17 protein-coding genes are annotated in these 23982 nt (G+C 69.4%); 10 read left to right on the forward strand and 7 right to left on the reverse strand.

Annotated elements, in window-relative coordinates; all coding sequences use genetic code 11:
• Positions 1-53 precede the first annotated feature (53 nt).
• On the forward strand, positions 54-2960 hold the full coding sequence (gene uvrA, locus G6N09_RS17060; protein WP_083025046.1) for an excinuclease ABC subunit UvrA: 2907 nt from the start codon (positions 54-56) through the stop codon (positions 2958-2960).
• Here uvrA and G6N09_RS17065 read toward each other — a convergent pair whose 3' ends face one another.
• Genes G6N09_RS17065 through lysX form a run of 4 tightly spaced genes read right to left on the reverse strand, consistent with a single transcriptional unit; the run spans position 2961 to position 9132 of the window.
• Entirely contained in the window at positions 2961-4142 is a 1182-nt protein-coding gene (locus G6N09_RS17065; RefSeq protein WP_083025043.1) for a winged helix DNA-binding domain-containing protein, read from the reverse strand. It abuts the gene before it with no gap.
• A gap of 3 nt (positions 4143-4145) precedes the next feature.
• Positions 4146-4385, reverse strand: coding sequence for a hypothetical protein (locus G6N09_RS17070; protein WP_083025041.1), 240 nt, complete (start codon positions 4383-4385; stop codon positions 4146-4148).
• A gap of 25 nt (positions 4386-4410) precedes the next feature.
• Positions 4411-5727, reverse strand: a complete 1317-nt coding sequence (locus tag G6N09_RS17075; RefSeq protein WP_083025262.1) for an alpha/beta hydrolase — start codon at positions 5725-5727, stop codon at positions 4411-4413.
• A gap of 57 nt (positions 5728-5784) precedes the next feature.
• Complete coding sequence (gene lysX / locus G6N09_RS17080; protein WP_083025039.1) at positions 5785-9132, reverse strand: bifunctional lysylphosphatidylglycerol synthetase/lysine--tRNA ligase LysX; 3348 nt, start codon at positions 9130-9132, stop codon at positions 5785-5787.
• Positions 9133-9457: 325 nt separating this feature from the next.
• On the opposite strand from lysX, the gene infC reads away from it, so the two are divergent.
• Genes infC through G6N09_RS17100 form a run of 4 tightly spaced genes read left to right on the forward strand, consistent with a single transcriptional unit; the run spans position 9458 to position 11577 of the window.
• Positions 9458-10111, forward strand: a complete 654-nt coding sequence (gene infC / locus G6N09_RS17085; protein WP_083025259.1) for a translation initiation factor IF-3 — start codon at positions 9458-9460, stop codon at positions 10109-10111.
• 27 nt (positions 10112-10138) lie between these two features.
• Positions 10139-10333: a 50S ribosomal protein L35 gene (rpmI, locus tag G6N09_RS17090; protein ID WP_046188963.1), complete on the forward strand. Its 195-nt coding sequence runs from the start codon at positions 10139-10141 to the stop codon at positions 10331-10333.
• A 57-nt stretch (positions 10334-10390) separates the two neighbouring features.
• Complete coding sequence (gene rplT / locus G6N09_RS17095; protein WP_083025038.1) at positions 10391-10780, forward strand: 50S ribosomal protein L20; 390 nt, start codon at positions 10391-10393, stop codon at positions 10778-10780.
• Between the two features lie 14 nt (positions 10781-10794).
• Entirely contained in the window at positions 10795-11577 is a 783-nt protein-coding gene (locus tag G6N09_RS17100; protein ID WP_083025036.1) for a TrmH family RNA methyltransferase, read from the forward strand.
• Between the two features lie 7 nt (positions 11578-11584).
• Here G6N09_RS17100 and G6N09_RS17105 read toward each other — a convergent pair whose 3' ends face one another.
• Positions 11585-12703, reverse strand: coding sequence for an oxygenase MpaB family protein (locus tag G6N09_RS17105; protein ID WP_083025034.1), 1119 nt, complete (start codon positions 12701-12703; stop codon positions 11585-11587).
• A gap of 155 nt (positions 12704-12858) precedes the next feature.
• Between G6N09_RS17105 and G6N09_RS17110 the strand changes: the two genes are divergently transcribed.
• Both G6N09_RS17110 and G6N09_RS20370 read left to right on the forward strand, forming a co-directional pair.
• The gene (locus G6N09_RS17110; protein WP_083025031.1) at positions 12859-13764 is read left to right on the forward strand and encodes an adenylate/guanylate cyclase domain-containing protein; all 906 of its coding nucleotides are present in this window, start codon (positions 12859-12861) and stop codon (positions 13762-13764) included.
• 142 nt (positions 13765-13906) lie between these two features.
• Positions 13907-18037, forward strand: coding sequence for a PGRS repeat-containing protein (locus G6N09_RS20370; RefSeq protein WP_163752843.1), 4131 nt, complete (start codon positions 13907-13909; stop codon positions 18035-18037).
• 79 nt (positions 18038-18116) lie between these two features.
• Here G6N09_RS20370 and G6N09_RS17120 read toward each other — a convergent pair whose 3' ends face one another.
• Together G6N09_RS17120 and G6N09_RS17125 are read right to left on the reverse strand one after the other, a co-directional pair.
• Positions 18117-18374: a Txe/YoeB family addiction module toxin gene (locus G6N09_RS17120; RefSeq protein ID WP_083025028.1), complete on the reverse strand. Its 258-nt coding sequence runs from the start codon at positions 18372-18374 to the stop codon at positions 18117-18119.
• The gene (locus G6N09_RS17125) at positions 18371-18646 is read right to left on the reverse strand and encodes a type II toxin-antitoxin system Phd/YefM family antitoxin (RefSeq protein ID WP_083025025.1); all 276 of its coding nucleotides are present in this window, start codon (positions 18644-18646) and stop codon (positions 18371-18373) included. Before G6N09_RS17125 ends, G6N09_RS17120 begins: the two co-directional genes overlap by 4 nt.
• A 218-nt stretch (positions 18647-18864) precedes the next feature.
• Here G6N09_RS17125 and pheS point away from each other — a divergent pair, with 218 nt between their 5' ends.
• Genes pheS through G6N09_RS17140 form a run of 3 tightly spaced genes read left to right on the forward strand, consistent with a single transcriptional unit; the run spans position 18865 to position 23909 of the window.
• Positions 18865-19917 carry a phenylalanine--tRNA ligase subunit alpha gene (gene pheS / locus G6N09_RS17130; protein WP_083025023.1) on the forward strand — a complete coding sequence of 351 codons (1053 nt, stop codon included), beginning with the start codon at positions 18865-18867 and terminating at the stop codon, positions 19915-19917.
• Positions 19917-22400 carry a phenylalanine--tRNA ligase subunit beta gene (gene pheT, locus G6N09_RS17135; RefSeq protein ID WP_083025021.1) on the forward strand — a complete coding sequence of 828 codons (2484 nt, stop codon included), beginning with the start codon at positions 19917-19919 and terminating at the stop codon, positions 22398-22400. Before pheS ends, pheT begins: the two co-directional genes overlap by 1 nt.
• A 21-nt stretch (positions 22401-22421) precedes the next feature.
• Positions 22422-23909 carry a dihydrolipoyl dehydrogenase family protein gene (locus tag G6N09_RS17140; RefSeq protein ID WP_109558896.1) on the forward strand — a complete coding sequence of 496 codons (1488 nt, stop codon included), beginning with the start codon at positions 22422-22424 and terminating at the stop codon, positions 23907-23909.
• Positions 23910-23982: the final 73 nt, after the last annotated feature.

Consider the following 23982-nt stretch of genomic DNA (forward strand, 5'->3'; position numbering starts at 1 on the left):
GTCACGGTACTGGCCGTGAGCTGGGTGTCGGTAGGGCCACCTAGCATGGACCCGTGGCTGACCGGCTGATCGTCAAGGGTGCGCGTGAACACAACCTGCGCGGTGTGGACCTGGACCTGCCCCGCGACGCCCTGATCGTCTTCACCGGGTTGTCTGGGTCGGGTAAATCCTCGCTGGCCTTCGACACCATCTTCGCCGAGGGCCAGCGCCGCTACGTCGAGTCCCTGTCGGCCTACGCCCGCCAGTTCCTGGGCCAGATGGACAAGCCCGACGTCGACTTCATCGAAGGCCTGTCGCCGGCGGTGTCCATCGACCAGAAATCCACCAACCGCAACCCCCGCTCGACGGTCGGCACCATCACCGAGGTCTATGACTACCTGCGGCTGCTCTACGCACGGGCCGGTACCCCGCACTGCCCGGTCTGTGGTGAGCGCATCGCCCGCCAGACCCCGCAGCAGATCGTCGACCAGGTGTTGGCCATGGATGAGGGCCTGCGGTTTCAGGTGCTGGCGCCGGTGGTGCGTACGCGCAAGGGCGAATTCGTCGACCTCTTCGAGAAGCTGAACACCCAGGGCTACAGCCGGGTCCGGGTGGACGGCGTGGTGCATTCTCTGACCGATCCGCCCAAGCTCAAGAAGCAGGAGAAGCACGACATCGAGGTGGTCGTCGACCGCCTGACCGTCAAGGAATCCGCCAAACAGCGGCTCACCGACTCGGTGGAGACCGCGCTGGGCCTGGCCGACGGCATCGTGGTGCTGGAGTTCGTCGACCGCGAAGACGACCATCCGCACCGCGAGCAGCGTTTCAGCGAGAAGCTGGCCTGCCCCAACGGGCACGCACTTGCCGTGGATGACCTGGAGCCGCGGTCGTTCTCCTTCAACTCGCCCTACGGCGCCTGCCCGGAGTGCGTCGGCCTGGGCATTCGCAAAGAGGTTGATGCCGACCTGGTGGTGCCCGACCCGGAGCGCACCCTGGCCGAAGGCGCGGTGGTGCCGTGGTCGATGGGGCCCACCAGCGAGTACTTCACCCGGATGATGGCCAGCCTCGGTGAGGCGATGGGCTTCGACGTCGACACCCCCTGGCGCAAACTGCCGGCCAAGGCCCGCAAGGCCATTCTGGAGGGCTCCGACGAGCAGGTGCATGTCCGCTACCGCAACCGCTACGGCCGGACCCGCTCCTATTACACCGATTTCGAAGGTGTGATGGCGTTCCTGCAGCGCAAGATGGAGCAGACCGAATCCGAGCAGATGAAGGACCGCTACGCCGGTTTCATGCGTGACGTGCCCTGTCCGGAATGCGCGGGCACCCGGCTCAAGCCGGAGATCCTGGCGGTGACGCTGGCGGCGGGTGATTACGGCAGCAAATCCATCGCGCAGGTCAGTGAGCTCTCGATCGCCGACTGTGCCGATTTCCTCAACGCGCTCACCCTGGGCCCGCGCGAGCAGGCCATCGCCGGGCAGGTACTCAAAGAGATCCAGGCCCGATTGAGCTTCCTGCTCGACGTCGGCCTGGAGTATCTGACCCTGTCGCGGGCCGCCGGAACGCTCTCCGGTGGTGAGGCGCAACGCATTCGGCTGGCCACCCAGATCGGCTCGGGTCTGGTCGGGGTGCTCTATGTGCTCGACGAGCCATCGATCGGCCTGCATCAGCGGGACAACCGTCGGCTGATCGAAACGCTGGTCCGGCTGCGCAACCTGGGCAACACGCTGATCGTCGTCGAACACGACCTGGACACCATCGCGCACGCCGACTGGATCGTCGACATCGGCCCGGCGGCCGGCGAGCACGGCGGCAAGATCGTGCACAGCGGGCCCTACACCGACTTGCTGAACAACCCCGACTCGATCACCGGGGCCTACCTGTCCGGCGCGAAAAGTATCGCGGTGCCCGAGGCGCGCCGTCCGGTGGATGCCAAGCGTCAACTGGGTGTGGTCGGTGCGCGCGAGCACAACCTGTCCGGAGTCGACGTGGCGTTTCCGCTCGGCGTGCTCACCGCCGTCACCGGCGTCTCCGGCTCGGGCAAGTCCACCCTGGTCAACGACATTCTGGCGACGGTGCTGGCCAACAAGCTCAACGGTGCCCGGCTGGTACCCGGCCGCCACACGCGAATCACCGGGCTGGATCACCTGGACAAGCTGGTGCGCGTCGACCAGTCGCCGATCGGGCGCACGCCACGGTCCAACCCGGCCACCTACACCGGGGTGTTCGACAAGATCCGCACCCTGTTCGCCGCCACCACCGAGGCCAAGGTCCGGGGCTATCAGCCCGGCCGCTTCTCGTTCAACGTCAAGGGCGGTCGCTGCGAGGCCTGTACCGGCGACGGCACCATCAAGATCGAGATGAACTTCCTGCCGGACGTCTACGTGCCCTGCGAGGTCTGCCACGGCGCCCGCTACAACCGGGAAACCCTGGAGGTGCACTACAAAGGCAAGACCATCGCCGAGGTACTCGACATGCCGATCGAGACGGCAGCGGAGTTCTTCGAGCCGATCACCAGCATCCACCGCTACCTGCGCACCTTGGTCGAGGTCGGGCTCGGGTATGTCCGGCTGGGCCAGCCGGCGCCGACGCTGTCCGGCGGTGAGGCTCAGCGCGTGAAACTGGCCTCCGAACTGCAGAAGCGATCCACCGGCCGCACGGTCTACATCCTCGATGAGCCCACCACCGGCCTACATTTCGAGGACATCGCCAAGCTGTTGGTGGTCATCAACGGCCTGGTCGACAAGGGCAACACGGTGATCGTCATCGAGCACAATCTCGACGTCATCAAGACCGCGGACTGGATCATCGACATGGGCCCCGAGGGCGGCGCAGGCGGCGGCACGGTGGTGGCCACCGGTACGCCGGAGGACGTCATGGCCGTTCCGGAGAGCTACACCGGCAAGTTCCTCGCCGAAATCCTGGGCGCACCGGCCAAGCCCGTGAAGGCTGCCAAGCGGCGGCGTAAGGCCAGCGCCTAGCTAGCGACCAGCGTTACTTGCCTTGACGAGCGGTGACGGGAACCGAGGCGGCACCCGCACCCCGTCCAGCCATTCCGTGAGTTCCCGCGCCCGCTTCTCCAACACCGAGCGTGCGTCCTGGCCCGGGTCTTCGAGCAGCTGCAGCTGCACCTCGGCAGCCGCATTCTGATACCAGCCGCCGACAATCCGGCCCTCCCACCAGGCGGTGGGGCCGGCATTGCCATAGTTGTCGAAGACCTGGCCGCGATGCTCACCGAGATACCAGTCGCGCTGGTACCAACCCATGGTGGTGACGTCCAGACCGGGCAGCAGGGCGCCCCAGGGCTCGCACTCCGGTTCGGGCTCCAGGTCGTCGGGCAACACATACCCGGGCGTGCCGTGCAGGTCGACGTCGACGGCCCCGATCTCGCTCAGTGCCTTGCGGACCGCGGTCTTGGTGCTGCCGAACCACCACCTGATGTCCTCCCCGGTGGCCGGGCCGAACGTGTGCAGCCAGGTGCGGATCAGCGCGGCCTGCGCCGGCTCAGCGGTCATCGGGGTACCGACTTCACCGAGCCAGCTGGAGGCGGTAGCCCACTTGGGTCGCGACGAAGTCCAGCCGCCCTCGTTGGGACCCCGCAGGATGTGGCCTTGGGCCCCCAACACGATCAGCGCCCGCGGCGCCAGATGGGTTGGGCCGCCGTAGGGCTTGCCGGGTGCGGGATCGTAGGTTCCGGCCAAGGCGGGCAGGGCCGCCCGCAGCGCACTGCTGCTGGTCGGTCCGTGTTCATCGAGGTGCGCCAGCACCGCTGCCGAGGCCCGAGTGAGCCATTCGTGACCGTCATCGGCCACGCCCGCCTTGGCCACATCGGCGATCAGGCGGCGCTGTTCGGCGCCGGCCACCCGCTCGCTGGCGGCGGCCTGCACCGCCGGCAGATCGGCGACGTCGACCACCCACACCGTGCGGCGCATCGCCAGATGCTTGACCAGAGAACGCGTTTCGTACAGGGCATCGTTCAAGTCGGCGACGCTGAAGCCCGGCCGGCGTGCCCATAACGACAGATACGGGGTGGCGGGATCGCTGGAGTGCAGTCCGACCAGTGCCGACGCGATCGTGGTTATCGACTCAGCGGCGGTGTCGCAGGCCAGAAAGTGGCGGCGCGCCAAACGGTTCCGCCGTTCGGCGACGTTAAAGGTCCGCACCGGTCAGTGCTCATCCTCGCGCATCGACTTGCGGATCTGTTCGAGCCGTTCGGCGGCCGCGCGCTGGCGGTCCTCGTACTGCTTCTCGACGGTGCGGCCCTCCGGTGTCTCGGAGTCCAGCTCCTGGGCGCCGATCGAGGTCTCGTATCGCCGTTCGATCTTCTCGCGCACCGCATCGAACGTCGGCACGCCGGTGTCGTCGTATCCGGTGTCGGGCTGCGGGTCGCTCGGGTCGTCACCCATGATCGACACGCTACGCGCTGACGCACTAGGGGTGGGCGTGCCGGCCGGTCGCGCCCGACGATGTATCCGGAAACGGAACCGGCTTCACCCCCGGAGTGCTCAGCCGGGCGGCCAGCCACGGCAGTGCATGGGTGAACACCCTCCCGGCGAAGGGCCAGTCGTGTTGGCCTGGCTCGGAGATCACTGCGCAGTCGATACCGTTGGTCTGGCCCAGCGCGCACAGCGACGTCGCGGCGGCCAGCTGACCGCCGGTATCGGACTTGGCAGTGCTGTCATCGACCGCGAACCACCCCGAAACCCCGGAATACCGGCCGTGCCTGGCGATCACCGTCGACGGGTCGAATGCCGCCCAGGCATCGACGCTACCGCCGAACAGCCGGTTGATGGTCTGGGAGCGGGTTCCCGCATTGGGGCTCAGGTCGCCGGCGATGTCGACAAACGCGCTGAACTTGTCGGGGTGCATCGTGGTCAGGTCGACCGCGCAGGTGCCGCCCATGGACCAGCCGACCACACCCCAGCGCGACGGTTCGGCACTGACCCCGAAATGCGAGATCAGGTAGGGCACCACGTCTTCGGTCAGATGGTCGGCGGCATTTCCGCGCGGGCCGTTGACGCATTCGGTGTCGTTGTTGAAGGAGCCACCCGAGTCGACGAACACCAGCACTGGGGCGTTGCCGTGGTGCGCGGCCGCGAAGTCGTCGACGGCCTTGATCGCGCCCCCGGAGCGCAGCCAGTCAGCGGGCGTGTTGAACTCGCCGCCGATCATCATCACGGCCGGCAGCGGCGGCGGCGGATCCTGGGCGAACCACGCCGGGGGCAGGTACACCAGTTCGCCGCGATGCTTGAAATGCGAAGAGTCGGCGGGAATCGCTACCCGCAGCACGTGGCCGCGCCCGGGCACCGTGCCCGAGCCGGCGATCGCGTTCACCGCGGCCAGGTCGCTCTGGTCGGGCAGCGGGCCGGACGTCAGTTGGCCCCAAGCGCTCTGCACGGTCGGGAAGTAGCCGACCCAGGAATTGAGGGTCAAACCGGTACTGAGCAGACACAGCGGCACCGCCAGCAGGACGATGCCGCGGCGCCACCAGGCCGCACCGCGCCAGCCCAAGACCAGCAGCGCCGCGGCGGCGCCGGTCAGCGCGATCCACAGCCACAGCATTAGGGGCGGCGGCTGACCGGACAAGCCGTCATCGGTGACGAGCCAATACGCGCACCCCGCCGCCGCCAGCCCCAGAGCGCCGATCAGCGGCAGTCGCCACAGCCAGCGGCGCGACCGCCAATCCACGGCCAGCACCAGCGACAACACCGCCGCCGCCTGCACCGTGACCGGAATCCAGCCATGCATCAGCGAGGTGTGTTCGCCACTCGCCAGTATCACCCCTCCATGATGGACCGCAACCGCTCAGCGGGGCTTGGCCAGCGGGAACGGCAGGGTGTCGCGGATGCTGTGGCCGGTGATGAGCATGACGATGCGGTCGACGCCCATGCCCAGCCCGCCGGTCGGCGGCATGGCGTACTCCATGGCCTGGAGGAAGTCCTCATCGAGTTCCATGGCCTCGGGGTCGCCGCCGGCGGCCAGCAGCGACTGCTGGAGCAGTCGCCGCCGCTGTTCCACCGGGTCGGTGAGCTCGCTGTAGGCGGTGCCCAACTCCACACCCCACGCCACCAGGTCCCACCGTTCGGCCACCCCCGGTTTGCTGCGGTGCGGCCGGGTCAGCGGCGACACCGAGGTGGGGAAGTCGGTGTAGAACGTGGGCTGCTCGGTGCGGGCCTCGACCAGGTGTTCGTAGAGTTCGAGCACCACCGCGCCGGCATCCCACTGCCGCAGGTAGTGCACGCCGGCGCTATCGCACAGCCGGCGCAGGGTGGCCAGATCGGTGCCGGCGTCGATGCGCTCGCCGAGCGCGTCGGACACCGCGTCGTGCACGGTGCGCACCGGCCACTGCCCGGAGATGTCGACCGCCTCCAGCTGCTCGCCGGAGCCCGGGCGCATCACCACCGGTGCCCCGTTGGCGGCGATCGCGGCGTTCTGGATCAGCTCGCGTGCCCCGTCGATCCAGGCGAGGTAGTCGCCGTGGGCCTGGTAGGCCTCCAGCAGCGTGAACTCCGGGTTGTGGCTGTAGTCGACGCCCTCGTTGCGGAATGCGCGGCCCAGCTCGAAGACCCGCTCCACCCCGCCCACGCACAGGCGTTTGAGGTATAGCTCGGGGGCGATCCGCAGATACAGGTCGAGGTCGTAGGCGTTGATGTGGGTCACGAACGGGCGTGCGTTGGCCCCGCCGTGCAGTTGTTGCAAGATCGGGGTCTCGACCTCCAGGAATCCCTTGGCGAACAGGGTGTCCCGGATGGAGCGCAGCACATTGCTGCGGGCGGCGATTAGCTCGCGGGACTCGGTGTTGATCGCCAGGTCCACGTAGCGGGTGCGCAGCCGGGCCTCGGGGTCGGTCAGCCCCTTCCACTTGTCGGGCAGCGGCCGCAGGCATTTGCCGATCAACCGCCAGTGCGTCACCAGCAGTGACGGGGTTCCGTTGCGGCTCTGTCCCATCCGGCCGGTCGCTTCGACCAGGTCGCCGAGGTCGACGCCGGCATTGAAGTCCGCGGCGCGTGCGGTCCCGCCGGCCTGCGCGAGCACCGAATTGTCGAGCAGCAACTGCACCTCACCCGACCAGTCACGCAGCTGGGCGAATAACACTCCGCCGTAGTCGCGCATCCGCAGCACTCGCCCGGCCACCGAGACCGATTCCCCGGTGCCGCCTGCCAACGCCTGGGCAACGGTGTGGCTGGGCGGGTCTCCCACCGGGTAGGCGTCGACGTCGTTGTCTTGCAACGATTTCAGCTTGGCCATCCGGACTCGGACCTGCTCGGGCAGCCGGGGGAGCGCTTCGCCGTTTTCGGTGAATCTATCGACGGCACTGGCGTCGATACCGTCGGGCGCGGTTCCATCGTCATGCAGCCGGCCGGTGGCGGCCACGGTCTCCGGCACGGACGGGTGGTGTCCGGTGTGCTGCTCGGTGCGCCGTGAGAATGGCAGCACCAGAAAGCCTTCGGCGATCACCGAGGCGACCCCGACGCGCGGGATCATCCGGGCGTCCTCATAGCAGGCGTAGCGGGGCACCCACTGCGGCCGATACTTCATGTTCGATCGGTACAGCGTCTCCAGCTGCCACCAGCGCGAGAAGAACATCAACAGCCGGCGCCACAGTCGCAGCACCGGACCGGCGCCCAATTGCGCGCCCTGCTCGAAGGCGGCCCGGAACATCGCGAAGTTCAGCGAGATGCGGTTGACGCCGATCGTGGCGGCCTGCAGTGTCAGTTCGCTGACCATCAGTTCGATCGTCCCGTTAGGGGATTGCGGTGAGCGTCGCATCAGGTCCAGGGAAACCCCGCTGTGTCCCCAGGGCACCAGCGACAGCATCGCCACGACCTCCCCGGTGGCCTGGTCGCCGCGCACCGCTTCCACCAGCAGGCAGTCGGCGTCGGCCGGGTCGCCCAGGCGGCCCAGTGCCATGGAGAACCCTCGCTCGGATTCGGTGTCGCGCCAGGCGTCGGCGCGTTCGATGACCCGGGCCATCTCGTCGGGGCCGATATCGCTGTGCCGACGCATCCGCACCGTCAGTCCCGACCGGCGGGCACGGGTCACGGCCTGGCGTACACCGCGCATGTCCGGGCCGGACAGTTTGAACTCCGAGGGCCGCAGGATCGCCTCGTCACCCAGCTCCAGGGCGCTCAGGCCGGCATCCCGGAAGGCTTGCGCACCGGTGAAGCTGGCACCCATCACCCCGGGCGCCCACCCGTAGTCCTTGCAGACGCGCAGCCAGCTGTGGATGGCCTGCGGCCAGGCCCGCGGGTCGCCCACCGGGTCGCCGCTGGCCAGGCAGACGCCCACTTCGACCCGGTAGGTGATGGCGGCGCGGCCGTTGGGGGCGAACACCACCGACTTGTCGCGCCGGGTGGCGAAGTAGCCCAGCGAGTCGTTCTGGCCGTATTGCTCCAACAGCCCGCGGATCGCGGACTCGTCCTGGCCGGTCAGCGCGTTGTCGGAGCGCTGTGACAGGAACAGCACGATGGCCGCGACTACCAACGCCACAGCCCCGAGTAGCCCGCACAGGGCGCGCAGTCCGAGTTCCGGCTTGCCGGGGAAGAAATCCGGTTCCAGCAGTCCGAAGCCCACCACCCGGTTCACCACGTAGGGCAGCCGCAATGGGGGTGTCACGGTGCCCGGAAAGAGCTCGACCAGTCCCCAGCACAGCAGGATCGCCACCGCCCAGCCCGCGGCCAGCGTGGCGGCGGACTTGAACAGCGCACCGCGGCGGACCTTGGCCCAGAACTCGCCGCGGGCCAGCACCAGCACGACGACCGCGCCCACATGCAGCATCAGGCCGGCAACTCCGCTGATGACCTGGAACCGATCGGAGGTGTCGGAGACCAGCCGGCTGATATTCCAGCCGCCGGCCACCACCAGGTTTGCGATCAACAGCCACCAGGCGATGCGCTTGCGTGCGCTGAGTGCCGCCGCCAACAAGGCCAGGACGAAGGCCCAGGCCAGGCTGGTGTCGGGGAAGTTGAACAGGTATTTGTCGATGAATTCCCGCGGCACGCGGATCGCCCAGCGGATCACCGGCGACATGCTGGCCAGCAGGGACAATGTGGCAGCGATACCGACCGCCCAGGCAGCCGTCGCGGGCACCCAGTGGAACCAAGTCGTCGCGCGGCCGCGCGAGCGCGACTCCGGCGGCACAATCAACGTCATAGCCAGCGAGAATAAGCAGCAAAACCTGGAAATATATGTGAGGAATCGCCGGTGGGCGTGTTCGGCGTGAAGAAGTGGTGCTGAACTGCTGCTAGACTGTGCTACGCGACCGTCCCGGCGTACGCCAGGACAGCAAGTGGAGTTCCCTCCCACCCTGGGCCGAACAGGCTCAGCGGTCCGGTCGCAGGCGGTGTAAACCGCCTGCTCTGCGCGTTGCGCGGGCGGCTTGATGCTGTTCAAGCCGTGATCGGTCGGTATTGGGCCCTGCTTCGTGCAGGGCTTTTTTGCTGGTGGGTGGGTCAGCGCCGCTGCGTCCGGACGAGCACTGCGGCGGCCGCGACCGAAGACTACCCAAGGAGGTCCCATCAGCACTGAGATCCGCGTCAACGAGCGCATTCGCGTACCTGAGGTTCGTTTGATCGGCCCGGGCGGGGAACAGGTAGGGATTGTGCGCATCGAAGATGCGCTTCGCGTCGCCGCAGATGCCGATCTCGACCTTGTCGAAGTCGCACCGACCGCCAAACCGCCGGTCTGCAAGATCATGGACTACGGCAAGTACAAGTACGAGGCGGCTCAGAAGGAGCGCGAGTCTCGCAAGAACCAGCAGCAGACCGTCGTCAAGGAACAGAAGCTGCGTCCCAAGATCGACGACCACGACTATGCGACGAAGAAGGGCCACGTGGTCCGCTTCCTCGAAGCCGGGGCCAAGGTCAAGGTGACCATCATGTTCCGCGGCCGTGAGCAGTCCCGGCCCGAACTCGGCTACCGCCTGCTGCAGCGGCTGGGCGCCGACGTCGCCGAGTACGGCTTCGTCGAGACCTCCGCCAAGCAAGACGGACGCAACATGACGATGGTGCTGGCACCGCACCGTGGCGCGAAGACCCGCGCCAAGGCAGCAGAGGACGCTGGCGGAGGCGCTCACACCGCCCCCGCATCCGCCCCCGCGGCGGAGGCGGCCGAGCCGCCGCCCGAGAACTGAACAACCCGACACCAGAACTGAGGAAACATGCCCAAGGCGAAAACCCACAGCGGCGCTTCGAAGCGGTTCCGTCGTACCGGAACCGGCAAGATCGTCCGGCAGAAGGCCAATGCCCGCCACCTGCTCGAGCACAAGCCGAGCAAGCGCATGCGTCGTCTGGCCGGCCGCACCGAGGTGGCTGCCAGCGACACCAAGCGCGTCAACGCGATGCTGAACGGCTGATCCAGACCCTTTCAGTACTGCAATCCCCTTACGCCCCAACCAGAATAGGAACACCCCATGGCACGCGTGAAGCGCGCAGTCAACGCGCAGAAGAAGCGTCGTACAGTCCTTAAGGCATCCAAGGGCTACCGTGGCCAGCGGTCGCGGCTGTACCGCAAGGCCAAAGAGCAGCAGCTGCACTCACTGACCTACGCCTACCGTGACCGTCGCGCCCGCAAGGGTGATTTCCGCAAGCTGTGGATCACGCGGATCAACGCGGCGGCCCGCGCCAACGACATCACCTACAACCGGTTGATCCAGGGCCTCAAGGCCGCCGGTGTCGAGGTGGACCGCAAGAACCTCGCCGAGATCGCCGTCAGCGACGCTGCTGCCTTCACCGCACTGGTCGAGGTCGCCCGGGCCGCGCTGCCCGAGGACGTGAACGCGCCTTCCGGCGAGGCTGCCTGACCCGAACCGAGCCGATGCTGACCGAACGTTCGGCCCGGGTGGTCGCGGCGGTCAAACTGCATCGGCACGCGGCCAGGAAGCGCGAACAGCGCTTCCTGGCCGAGGGGCCCAATCTGATCGAGGCCGCGATCTCTCGCGGTCTCGTTCTTGAGGTCTTCGCCACCGAATCGGCGGCGCAACGTCATCACGAGTTATTGGCTTCAGCGCCGGCTCCGGTTCATCTGGTGACCGACCGCGCAGCTAAAGCCCTGTCGGACACCGTCACCCCCGCCGGACTGGTCGCGGTGTGCACGCACACCGAAGCAGACCTGCACGCGGCGCTCGACGGGGCTCCGCGCTTGGTGGCCGTGGCCGTGGGAATCGGCGAACCCGGCAATGCCGGCACCCTCATCCGTATTGCCGACGCCACCGGTGCTGACCTGGTAGTGCTGACCGGCAACAGCGTCGATCCCTACAACGGCAAATGCCTACGGTCCTCGGCCGGCAGCATCTTCAACGTTCCGGTGGTGGTGGCTGCCGACACGGACGCCGTGCTCACGGCGTTGGGGGAGGTGGGCCTGCAGGTGCTGGCGACGGCCCTGAACGGCGAACTGAGTCTGGACGACGCCGATCCAGTGCTGAGCGCACCTACCGCCTGGCTGTTCGGACCGGAGGCTCAGGGCTTGCCGGCCGAGGCCGCAGCCGCCGCCGATCACCGGGTGCATATCCCGATGGCGGGCGGAGCTGAGAGCCTCAATGTTGCTGCAGCAGCAGCGATCTGCCTCTATCAGAGCGCGCGAGCGCAGCGCCGCGCCTAGCCGCCGTTCAGGCGGCTTTGGGCTTACGGCGCGGCGGACGCGGGGTGAGGCCACTGCCGGCGGCCAGGGAGAACGTGCTGTGCATCAGCGCACCCGCCCGCTCCACCAGCTTCATGCCCTGGCTGACCGGCGGGACGTAGTGCATGCCGCTGCGGCGGCGTTCCTTCGGTGGTCCGCTGAACCACGGGGCCTCGATCGGCGGGGTGTCGCTGGGAATCTTGCCCTGCTCACGCCGGTAGCCGGCGAGTGCTCGCGGGTGCAGCCGGATCTCGTCGGGCACCACGCTGAACGCCAGGTGGCTGACTTTGCCCAGCAGCCGCAGCAGCACCTCGTCGCTCTCCGACCAGCGCAGGCCGGCCTTCTCGCGCACCGCCGGCTCGAACAGTCCGGTCGCCACCCAGCGTTGGGCGGCCAGCGCCGGCTTGAACATCTGGTGCCACACCGCGTCGGGCATCGGGACGAACCACGGCTTGGGAATCTTGATGTTCAAGATGTCGAGTGCGGCCGGAGTCAGTTCCAGCTCGTCCTCGCAGACGCGGTCCCAGTACTCACAGAAGTCTTCCCAGGACTTGGGCACCGGGCGCATGCTCATGCCGTACATCCGGTACCACTGGACGTGCTCGTCGAACAGCTGACGCTTTTCGGCCAAGGTCAGGCCACCGTCGAAGTACTCAGCAAGCTTGATGATCAGCATGAAGAACGTGGCGTGCGCCCAGTAGAACGTGTCGGGGTCCAGGGCGTGGTAGCGCCGGCCCTGCTCGTCGGTCCCCTTGATGTCGCGGTGGTAGTCGCGGATCGAGGAGCCGGTGTGCTGGGCCCGCGCGCCGTCGTAGACCACGCCCATGATCGGGTACACCGACCGCGTCACCCGCTGCATCGGCTCGCTCAAGATGCTGGAGTGCTCGGTGACGCCGGCACCCAGGCCGGGGTACATGTTCTCGATGGCGCCGATCCAGACGCCCATGATGCCGGTGCGCAGGTCGCCGAAGTACTTCCAGGTCAGCGATTCGGAGTTCAACGGCTCCACGGCCGGGGCCGGCTTAGGGGCAGCTGGTGCGGCGCTTTGGGCGCTTTCCTCGGCCGACTGAGAAGCCTGCTCAACGGACGCGGTGGGCGTAACAGTCATCACGTCTCCTGTCTGGGAACCTGAAACTACGATAATTGTGACAACGGTCGTTGTCTACATCTGCTGTGGCGCGTCGCACCCGAAACACTGATCGTGGCGTGCGCCACTGTCTGTGTCGTTGCCGGTGTCCCGCAGAGCCAATTACGCTGAGCTGCATGGACCTCGAGCCGGCCCCCCGGCAGGCTGCAGGGCTCGGGGAGGCGGCGGAGATGCCCGACCAGGCCAGCCCCACTCGCCGCGCGCCCTTCTCCTTGGACGAGGCCGCGGCCTGGCTGAACCGGACCACCAACGACGTCCGGATCGTCGACATGGTCCGGCGGGTGCGCCGCGTGTTGCCCGGCGATCCGGAGTTCGGCGACCCACTGTCGACGGCGGGCGAGGGCGGACCCCAGACCGCGGCGCGGGCCGCAGACCGGCTGATGGGGGATCGCTCGGCGGCCTCGCGTGAAGTGAGCCTGGGTGCCCTGCAGGTCTGGCAGGCGCTGACCCAGCGGGTGTCGCGCGTGCCCGGCAATGCCGAGGCGACGCTGGTCTTCACCGACCTGGTCGGCTTCTCGACGTGGTCGCTGCAGTCCGGCGACGACGCCACCCTCACCCTGCTGCGGCGGGTCTCGCGGGCCATCGAGCCTCCGCTGCTGGACGCCGGCGGGCGAATAGTCAAGCGGATGGGCGACGGCCTGATGGCGGTGTTTCGCGACCCCTTGGTGGCCGTGGCCGCGGTCCTGCAGGCACAGGAGGCCATCGCGGAGGTCGAGGTCAACGGGCACACTCCCCGGATGCGGGCCGGAATTCACACCGGTAGGCCACAGCGGCTGGGCGACGACTGGCTCGGTGTTGACGTCAATATCGCCGCCCGTGTCATGGAGCGCGCCATCAAGGGCGGGATCGTGGTGTCCGGGCCGACCTTGGAACGCATCGATCCGGCCGCGCTGACGGAGCTGGGAGTGGTTGCCAAGCGGGCGCGCCGCCAGGTGCTCGCGGCCAAGACCAGCGGCGTCCCGGCGGATCTGATGATGTATCGCCTCAAGGCAGTTCGCCAGAGCCCCCCGGCCAGTGATTGATTACGTGCCGTTAACCACCGTGTGACCCGGTCAGCTGGGTTCCTACGAGTGGATGAACCCCGTTCCTTGGAATACCCTGCGGTGAGCAAGGTAACTATTTGACCGGTTTGCACAGGTCGCCTTAACGCAGAAGCGGGGAATCATGTCAGGTGGGCAGCAGCGTCGGAACAACCGCCGTAAGACGAATCGGCTGGTGGGCGCGGGCGGCACGGTGGCGGCGTTCCTGACGTTCGGCATGGCCCCGCTGGCAGAAGCCCCTCAGGCGCGCGCTGACTGGGACTTCGACTGGGTCAATGACCTGTTCACCCCGATCACAGACACGTCCACCGGCTGGGACACCAATGCCTGGGACATCAGCTCGTGGTTCAGCGGCTGGTCGGCAGACCCGGGCATCGCCGCCGACACCACCTCGTTCGACTGGACGCTGGTGTTCAACTCACTGATCTACCAGCCCTTCCTGACGGCCATGGATTCGTGGATCGACAATTCGTCCAACGCCTGGATCATCGACGCGGTTAACGCCTGGGCGCCGGCCGGCCAGATGTTCATCGGCAACGGCGCCGACGGCACGGCCGAGAGCATCAACGGCGGTGCCGGCGGTCTCTGGTTCGGTAGCGGCGGCGATGGCTTCGACGGCGCCGACGGTATCAACGGCGGTGTGGGTGGTGCCGCCGGCTGGTTCGGCGACGGTGGCGACGGTGGCGCGGGTGGACTCGGTGCGGACGGCGGCGACGGTGGTGCCGGCGGCCTGATCATGGGCTTCGGTGGCGCCGGTGGTGCCGGCGGGCTGGGCGGCGACGGCGGTGACGGTGGTGCCGGCCTGGGCTGGCTGTTCGGCGTCGGCGGCGCGGGCGGTGACGGCGGCGCGGGCCTGGCCGGCACAGTGGGGCTCACCGGTACCTGGTTGGACGGTGGCCTGGGCAACGGTGGCACTGGCGGCGACGGTATGAGCGGTGGCAAGGGCGGGAACGGCGGCTCGGCCGCCGACTCCCTGTTCGGCACCGGCGGTGTCGGCGGCAAGGGCGGCGCCGGTGGTATCGGCGGCGAGGGCGGTGCCGGTGCGGCCGGTGACGAGGACAACGTCAACGGCGGCACCGGGGGCACCGGCGGCGCCGGCGGTCTTGGCGGCGAGGGCGGTACCGGCGGCCTCGGCGGGACGCTGGGCATCAAGGGCGCCGACGGTGCAGACAGCACCATCTACGGTGCCGGCGGCAAGGGTGGTATCGGCGGCGCCGGCATGGACGCCGTGGGCGGCAATGCCGCGGGTAATGGTGGCAACGGTGGCAACGGTGGCGCCGGCGTTGAGAACGGTAACGGCGGTGCCGGCGGCACGGGCGGTGCCGGCGGTGCCGGTGATGCCACCCACAGTGCCGGCAAGGGCGGTGACGGCGGCATCGGTGGTGACGGCGACGAGACCGGCAACGGTGGTGCCGGCGGTATCGGCGGTGCCGGTGGGCTCAGCGGTACCTACGCGGGCGCCACAGGCGGCGCGGGTGGTCTCGGCGGCGCCGGCGGAATCAGTGGCTCCGAAGCGGGCAATGGTGGTGCCGGCGGCGTGGGTGGTGTCGGCGGTGCCGGACACGACGGCATCAAGGGCGGTGCCGGATCGGCCGGGGTCTCCGGCGTCAACAACGGCGTCGGCGGTAGCGGCGGCAAGGGCGGCAATGGCTTTGACGGCGGCGTAGGCGGCGCGGGCGGTAAGGGCGGCGCGCTCCACGCGGACAACGAGGTTGGCAAGGCCGGCACGGACGGAATCGGCGGCCGGGGCGGCAACGGCGGCGCCGTTGGTGCGGGCGGCGACGGCGGCACCGGCGCGGCGGGCGTCTGGGGTGCCAACGGCTCCGGTGGCCTCGATGGGGCCGGTGGCGACGGCGGCCAGGCCGGCGGCGTCGGCTTGGCCGGTAACGGCGGTCTCGGTGGCGGCACGGGTGACTACAAGGGTGAAGAAGGTCTCGACGGCAACCTGCAGCCGACCCAGGCCAGCAACGGTGGATCGGGCGGTAATGGCGCCGCAGCCGACGGCAGCCACCTCAACGGCGGTAACGGCGGTAACGGCGCCGACGGCCACGACGGCGGCAACGGTGGCGCGGGTGGTAATGGCGGCGCTGCGACCACCGGAAACGGCGGTAACGGTGGCTACGGCGGCGACGGCGCCGACAGCACCTTCGGCGTCGGCGGCAAGGGCGGCGTAGGCGGCAACGGCGGTGCCTCGGTGTCGGGTAACGGCGGCAACGGTGGTCTCGGCGGCGATGGTGGCAACGGCGCCGCGGGCAAGCAAGGCACGGACGGTATTGACGGTGACATCACCGCCAACAGCGGTGCCGGCGGTAACGGCGGCAAGGGTGGCGCGGGCTTCGACGGCGGCGCCGGTGGTGCTGGCGGTAACGGCGGCGCCTCGGTAAGCGGCACTGTGGGCGTCAACGGCAATGGCGGTGACGGCGGCACCGGCGGTGCCGGCGGAGCCGGTGGTAACGGCGGCAACGGCGCTGCAGGCAACTGGGAGTTCAAGGGCCAATACGGCTTCGGCTCGGGCGGTAAGGGCGGTAACGCCGGTGACGCGGGTGCCGTCGGCAAGGGTGGCGCCGTGGGCGTTGCCGGAACCGGCGGCAGCGGTGGTGTGGCCGGCGGCAAGGGCGCGGACGGATCCGGAGTTTCCACTGATGTCGCCACGGGCGGCAACGGTGGTAACGGCGCGAACAGCGACGGGGTCCTGCACCCGAACGGCGGCGCCGGCGGCGACGGAGGTTCCGGCGGCACCCACGGCGACGGCGGCACCGGCGGCAATGGTGGCGGCTACTACGCCGGTAACGGCGACCCGAAAGCGCCCTGGGGCGTCGATGGCACGACACCACTCCCTGACCCGAACCCGGTGACCGGCGGTAATGGCGGCGCCGGCGGTAACGGTGGCGCCGGTGGCAGCGTCTCCGGCAGCGGCGGCGACGGCGGCAACGGCGGAGATGCGTACAAGCCGGCCGAAACCGACCTCAGCGTCGCGAACAAGGGCGGCAACGGCGGCGCCGGTGGTAACGGCGGCGCCGGCAACGGTGGCGGCAACGGTGGCAATGGCGGCGAAGGTGGTGACGGCAAATCCGGCACCCTCGCCGGCGGTACCGGCGGCGTCGGCGGTAAGGGCGGCGCGGCCACCGGCACCGGCAACGGCGGCGATGGTGGCGACGGCGGTGCCGGCGGCATCGCGACGGGTTGGAAGTCCGACGGCACCTGGGGCCTGGACGGCTTCACCAACAAGTTCGCCTCCGGCACCATCCTGGGTGTCTCCGGTGCCGGTGGCGCCGGTGGCGCCGGTGGGGCGTCTGTCAAGGGTGATGCCGGTGCGGGCGGCAACGGTGGTGACGGCGGCGCCGCCGCCAGCGACGCCGGTGCCCGCGTCATCTGGGGCGGCGCCGGGGGCAATGGCGGCGCCGGCGGTGCTGCGGCCAACAGCGGTAAGGACGCCGCCGACAGTGGCGATGGCGGTTTGGGTGGCAACGGAGGCAACGGCGGGGCCGGGGTCATCACCGGTGGCTCTGGCGGGTCCGGCGGGGCCGGCGGCGCCAGCGCCAACGGCGTGGGCGGCGCAGGCGGCAAGGGGGGCGAAGGCAACACGGCGTCCGGCTGGAATGACGTCAACGGCAACATCGCCGGCAAGGGCCAGATCCTGGGCTTCGGCGGCAGCGGCGGCAAGGGCGGCGCCGGCGGCAACGGTGTGACCGGCGGTGCCGGCGGTGACGGCGGCAACGGTGTGAACGGCATCAGCGGCGGCAACAAGTTCGGCTCCGGCGGCACCGGTGGAGCCGGCGGCTCCGGTGGCACCGGAACCACCGGTAGCGGCGGCAACGGCGGTGACGGCGGCAACAGCGGCGGCGGCAGCTGGCGTGCCCAGACCGGCGGCGCCGGCGGAGCGGGCGGCAACAGCACCAGCGGCAAGGGCGGCATCGGCGGCGACGGCGGTAACGGCGGGAGCCTGACCGGCGCCGGCACCGCACCCACCAACGGAGCGGTCGTCCAGGTCGGCGCCGGAGGTGCCGGTGGTGCCGGTGGCAGCAGCACCAGCACCACGACCACCGAAGAAGGCGGTGCCGGTGGTAAGGGCGGTGCCGGTGGCGACGGCGTCGGCACCATCAAGGGTGGTGCCGGCGGTACCGGTGGCACCGGCGGCAAGGCAGGCAGCGTGGCCGGCGGGGCCGGCGTCAAGGCGCCCACGCCCACCGACACCAACGGAACTGCCGGCGGTGCCGGCGGCGCCGGGGCCGAGGCCAAGGCGCCCAGCAGCTAAACCCGCAGGCGAAAAGCCCCGCACACCGGGTTCTAGGGGCCGGTGGGCGGGGCTTTTCGCCGCCACCGAGGCGGCGCAGTCAGTAGTGGTAGCGGGCTTTGAGGATCTTGACTTCGTCATCGGTGGCCCGGTACACGAGCCGGTGTTGGTCGTCGATGCGACGTGACCAGTAGCCGGACAATTCGCCCTTCAGTGGCTCGGGTTTGCCGATCCCGCTAAAGGGATCACGTTGGATCTCCGCGATCAGCCTGACGATGCGACGAGCCATCTTCAGATCGGAGCCGAGCCAGAACTGGAAGTCCTCCCAGCCGGCGGCATCGAATCCGATACGCCTCACGCCTCGCCGCCGGCCATCTCCCGCAGCGTCTCAATCGACGTGGTCGATGTGGCCTGTCCCTGCCGGTCGCGGGCGACGGCCTCCATCAGTCGCCGGGCGTTCTCCGGGGACCGCAACAGATAGACCGTTTCCTGCCAGGAGTCGTAGTCGTCGGCGGACATCAGCACGGCATCCCCTCCGCGCGACGTGATGCGCACCGGCTGGTGGTCAGTGTTGACCTGCTCCAGCAGCGGGAACAGCTGTTTGCGGGCTTCGCTTGCGCTCATGGACATGGCCGACCCCCGACTTAGAATGGTACAACTTTGTCGTACTACTATAGTACGATCTGACTTTCGGGGCGGCAATGTCGGGTTCGTTGACGTACGACTCACTGCGGCGCGGCGCGTCGCAGTCGATATGATCTGGACCGGCCGTCGTACCGGCCGGGGCAGCCGGGATTGACCTCGAACCGGACCCGATTCAACCCAGTCAGCAAGGAGTGTGCCGTCGCGTGGGCGAACAACCAGTCGACCCCTCCGTCGTCTCCGACTCCACCCTGACCGCAGCCCTGCAGGCGGCGCAGGTCGCGTTCGTCGCAGCCGCCGACTTGGACGCGCTGGCGCAGGCCAAGACCGAGCACCTCGGTGACCGGGCGCCGTTGGCGCTGGCCCGCCAGGCGCTGGCCAAACTGGACAAGTCCGAGCGCGCCGACGCCGGCAAGCGCGTCAATGCCGTCCGGACGCAGGCCCAGCACGCCTACGACGAGCGCCTGGGGGAGCTGCGCGCCGAACGTGACGCCGCGGTATTGGCCGCCGAGAGCATCGACGTCACCCTGCCCTCGGCCCGCAAGCCCGTCGGCGCACGCCACCCGATCACCATGCTGGCCGAACACGTCGCCGACACCTTCATCGCGATGGGCTGGGAACTGGCCGAAGGCCCCGAAGTCGAGGCCGAGCACTTCAACTTCGACGCGCTGAACTTCCCGGTCGACCACCCCGCGCGCAGTGATCAGGACACCTTCCACATCGCGCCGCCGGGATCGCGTCAGCTTCTGCGCACCCACACCTCCCCGGTGCAGATCCGCGCCCTGCTGGCCCGCGAGCTGCCGGTCTACGTCGTCTCGATCGGCCGCACCTTCCGCACCGACGAACTCGACGCCACCCACACCCCGGTGTTCCACCAGGTGGAGGGGCTGGCGGTGGACCGCGGCCTGACCATGGCGCACCTGCGCGGCACCCTGGACGCCTTCGCCCAGTCCGAGTTCGGGCCGGCCGCCAAGACCCGCATCCGGCCGCACTTCTTCCCGTTCACCGAGCCGTCGGCCGAGGTCGACATCTGGTTCGAGGGCAAAAAAGGTGGCCCCGGCTGGGTGGAATGGGGCGGCTGCGGGATGGTGCACCCCAACGTTCTGCGCGCGGTCGGCATCGACCCGACCGAGTACTCCGGCTTCGCGTTCGGCATGGGCCTGGAGCGAACCCTGCAGTTCCGCAACGGAATCCCCGACATGCGCGACATGGTCGAAGGCGATGTCCGATTCTCCCTGCCGTTCGGAGTGGGTGCCTGATGCGTATTCCCTACAGCTGGTTGCGCGAGACCCTGATCGCCGGCGCGCCGGGCTTCGACATCACCGCCGCCGAACTGGAGCAGGCGCTGCTGCAGATCGGCCACGAAGTCGAAGGCGTGCACACCCTGGGGCCGGTCACCGGACCGCTGACAGTCGGCCGGGTCGCCGAGATCGAGGAACTCACCGAGTTCAAGAAGCCGATCCGGGCCTGCCGGGTGGACGTCGGCGAACCCGAGCCCCGCGACATCGTCTGTGGCGCCACCAACTTCGCCGTCGGTGACTTGGTGGTGGTGGCCTTGCCGGGTGCGGTGCTGCCCGGCGACTTCACGATCGCCACCCGCAAGACCTACGGGCGCACCTCCGACGGGATGATCTGCTCGGCCTCCGAGCTGCGGCTGAGCACCGATCACTCCGGCATCCTGGTGCTGCCGGCCGGCACCGCGCAGCCGGGCGCCGACGCGCATGAGGTGTTGGGCCTCGATGATGTGGTCTACGAGCTGGCGATCACGCCCGATCGCGGCTACTGCATGTCGGTGCGTGGCCTGGCACGTGACCTCGCCTGCGCTCTGGATCTGGACTTCGCCGACCCGGCCGACGTTGCGGCCCTGCCCGCCGACGGCCAGGCGTGGCCGCTGACCGTGCAACCCGACACCGGGGTGCGCCGCTTCGCGCTGCGCAGCGTCACCGGGATCGACCCCGCGGCGGTCTCGCCGTGGTGGCTGCAACGTCGCCTGGCACTGTGCGGTATCCGGGCGATCTCGCCGGCCGTCGACGCCACCAACTACGTCATGGTGGAACTCGGCCACCCCATGCACGCCCACGACCGGGCGCGCATCACCGGCGGATTCGACGTCCGATTCGCCCGCCCCGGCGAGACCGTCACCACCCTCGATAACATCGAACGCACGCTGGAAGCGGCCGATGTGTTGATCGTTGACGACGTCGCCACCGCGGCCATCGGCGGCGTCATGGGCTCGGGCAGCACCGAAATGCGTGACGACTCAACCGATGTGCTGCTGGAAGCCGCCATCTGGGATCCGGCGGCGGTGTCGCGAACCGCTCGGCGGCTGCACCTGCCCAGCGAGGCCGCCCGGCGCTACGAACGCTCGGTGGACCCGGCCATCTCGGTGGCGGTACTCGATCGCTGTGCGACGCTGCTGGCCGACATCGCCGGGGGAGTGATCGGAACCGGGCTGACCGACTGGCGCGGTGAACCGGCTGTACAGCACTGGAACCCGGCTGCCGTGGAGATCGCCGCCGACCTACCGGACCGCACCGCGGGAGTGAGCTACCCCGAGGGAACCACCGTGCGCCGGCTTACCCAGATCGGCTGCGAGGTGGCGATCGCGGGCGACACACTGACCGTCACTCCACCGAGCTGGCGGCCGGATCTGCGCCAGCCCGCCGACCTGGTCGAGGAAGTACTGCGGCTCGAGGGCCTGGAATCCATCCCGTCGGTGCTGCCAGCGGCACCGGCCGGACGCGGCCTGACCCCCACCCAGCGCCGGTGCCGCGCCATCGGCAAGTCGCTGGCCCTGGCCGGCTACGTGGAGGTGCTCGGCACGCCGTTTTTGCCCGCCGGGGTGTTCGACACCTGGGGCCTGGCCGCCGACGACCCACGCCGCAACACCGTCTCGGTGCTCAACCCGCTGGAGGCCGATCGGCCCCAGCTGGCCAGCACCCTGCTGCCCGGTCTGTTGGAAGCCTTGAACCGCAACGTGTCTCGTGGCATGAGTGATGTGGCGCTGTTCGCCATCGCCCAGGTGGTGCAGTCGGCAGGTCCGGCCGAGTTCCCGGCCGTCACCCCCGCCCGACGCCCGACCGATGCCGAGATCGCCGGGATCGACGCCGCCCTGCCGCGTCAGCCGCAGCACATCGCGGTAGCACTGACCGGCCTGGCCGAACCCCGTGGCCCGTGGGGGCCGGGGCGGCCCGTCGAGGCCGCCGACGCCATCGAGGCGGCCCGGGTGATCGCCCGTGCCAGCGGCGTCGAGGTGACTTTGCGCTCCGCGGCCCACCTGCCCTGGCACCCCGGCCGCTGCGCCGAGGTGCTGGTCGGCGACACCGTGATCGGGCACGCCGGGCAACTGCACCCGGCCGTCATCGAACGTGCCGGCCTGCCCAAGGGCACCTGTGCGGTCGAACTCGACCTGGACGCCGTCGAAGTGACCGTGGCGCTGCCCGCCCCACGGGTCTCCCCGTTCCCGGCGGTGTTCCAGGACCTGGCCCTGGTGGTCGATGAGAAGGTGACCGCGCAATCGGTGGCCGACGCCGTCCGTGACGGCGCCGGGGAGCTGTTGGAGGACATCGCGCTGTTCGACGTCTACACCGGACCCCAGGTCGGTGCGGGCCGCAAGTCGCTGGCGTTCGCGCTGCGCTTCCGGGCCACCGACCGCACGCTGACCGAGGACGAGGCCAGCGCCGCCCGCGATGCCGCCGTCGCCCGTGCCGGAGAGGCCGTGGGGGCCGCGCTGCGGGGCTAGATTCCTCGGGAGCCGCCAGGCATGCTGGACGCACACTCTGGCCGAGAGGAATTCGGACATATGACGCAGCAGGCTCAAACCGTTGACGTCGTCGTCCTAGGCGCTGGACCGGTCGGGGAGAACGTCGCCGACCGCGCTCGCGCCGCCGGACTGACGGTGGCGATCGTGGAACGTGAACTGATCGGCGGTGAATGTTCCTACTGGGCCTGTGTGCCCAGCAAGGCCCTGCTGCGTCCGGTGCTGGCCCTCGATGACGCCCGCCGGGTGGCCGGCGCCCGTGAAGCCGTGAGTTCCTCTATCGACGCCGCCGCGGTCTTCGGCCGGCGCAATCACTATGTGGGCGACTGGGACGACTCCGGGCAGGCGGACTGGATCGAGGCGATCGGGGCGACGCTGGTGCGCGGCCACGGCCGTCTGGACGGTCCGCGTCGCGTGGTGGTCACCAGTTCCACCGGTGAGGTGGCGTTGACCGCCCGGCACGCGGTGGTGGTCTGTACCGGGACCCGAGCGGCGCTTCCAGACCTGCCCGGCATGGCGCAGGCCCGACCGTGGACCAATCGCGAAGCCACCGAGGCCACCTCGGTGCCCCAGCGCATGGCTGTGGTGGGAGCCGGCGGTGTGGGCGTGGAAATGGCCACCGCCTGGCAGGGTTTGGGTTCGGCGGTGACCCTGCTGGTCCGTGGATCGGGGTTGCTGCCGCGGATGGAGCCGTTCGTCGGCGAATACGTGGCCCGGGGCCTGGCCGATGCCGGTGTCGACGTGCGCACCGGTGTCTCGGTCGCCCGGCTGGCCCGTCCCGACGCCGGCGGCCCGGTGCGCCTGGAGCTGACCGACGGCAGTGAACTGGAGGTCGACGAGATCCTGTTCGCGACGGGCCGCACTCCGCTCACCGACGACATCGGGCTCCAGACGGTGGGCCTGCGTCCCGGTGACTGGCTGGAGGTGGACGACACCTGCGGGGTGCGGGCGGTCGAGGACGGCTGGCTCTATGCCTGCGGCGACGCCAACCACCGGGCGCTGCTGACCCACGAGGGCAAATACCAGGCACGCATCGCCGGCGACGCGATCGGGGCCAGGGCGGCCGGAACGCCCCTGGACACCGCACCGTGGGGCAAGCACGCGGCCACCGCCGACCACCATGCCGTGCCCCAGGTGTTCTTCACCGACCCCGAAGCGTCCGCGGTGGGCCTGTCCGCTGCGGAGGCCGAGCAGGCCGGCCACCGAATTCAGGTGGTGGACGTGGAGATCGGCGAGGCAGTGATGGGCGCCAAGCTGCATGCCGACGGCTATCGCGGGCGGGCACGCATGGTGGTCGACACCGACAGTGAACTGCTGCTCGGTGTCACGTTCGTGGGGCCGGGTGTGGCCGACCTGTTGCATTCGGCCACTGTCGCCGTCGCGGGTCAGGTGCCGATCAGCCGGCTGTGGCACGCGGTGCCGTGCTTTCCGACCATCAGTGAGGTGTGGTTACGGCTGTTGGAGGCCTACCGCGACTCCGCCTCCACCTGACGCGTCGACTACCGTCAGCGATCGGGTCGGGATGCCCCGCAACCGCCCCGTTATTAGTTTGCGTATAGACGCA

The organism is Mycolicibacter minnesotensis (assembly GCF_010731755.1).
Classification (GTDB): domain Bacteria; phylum Actinomycetota; class Actinomycetes; order Mycobacteriales; family Mycobacteriaceae; genus Mycobacterium; species Mycobacterium minnesotense.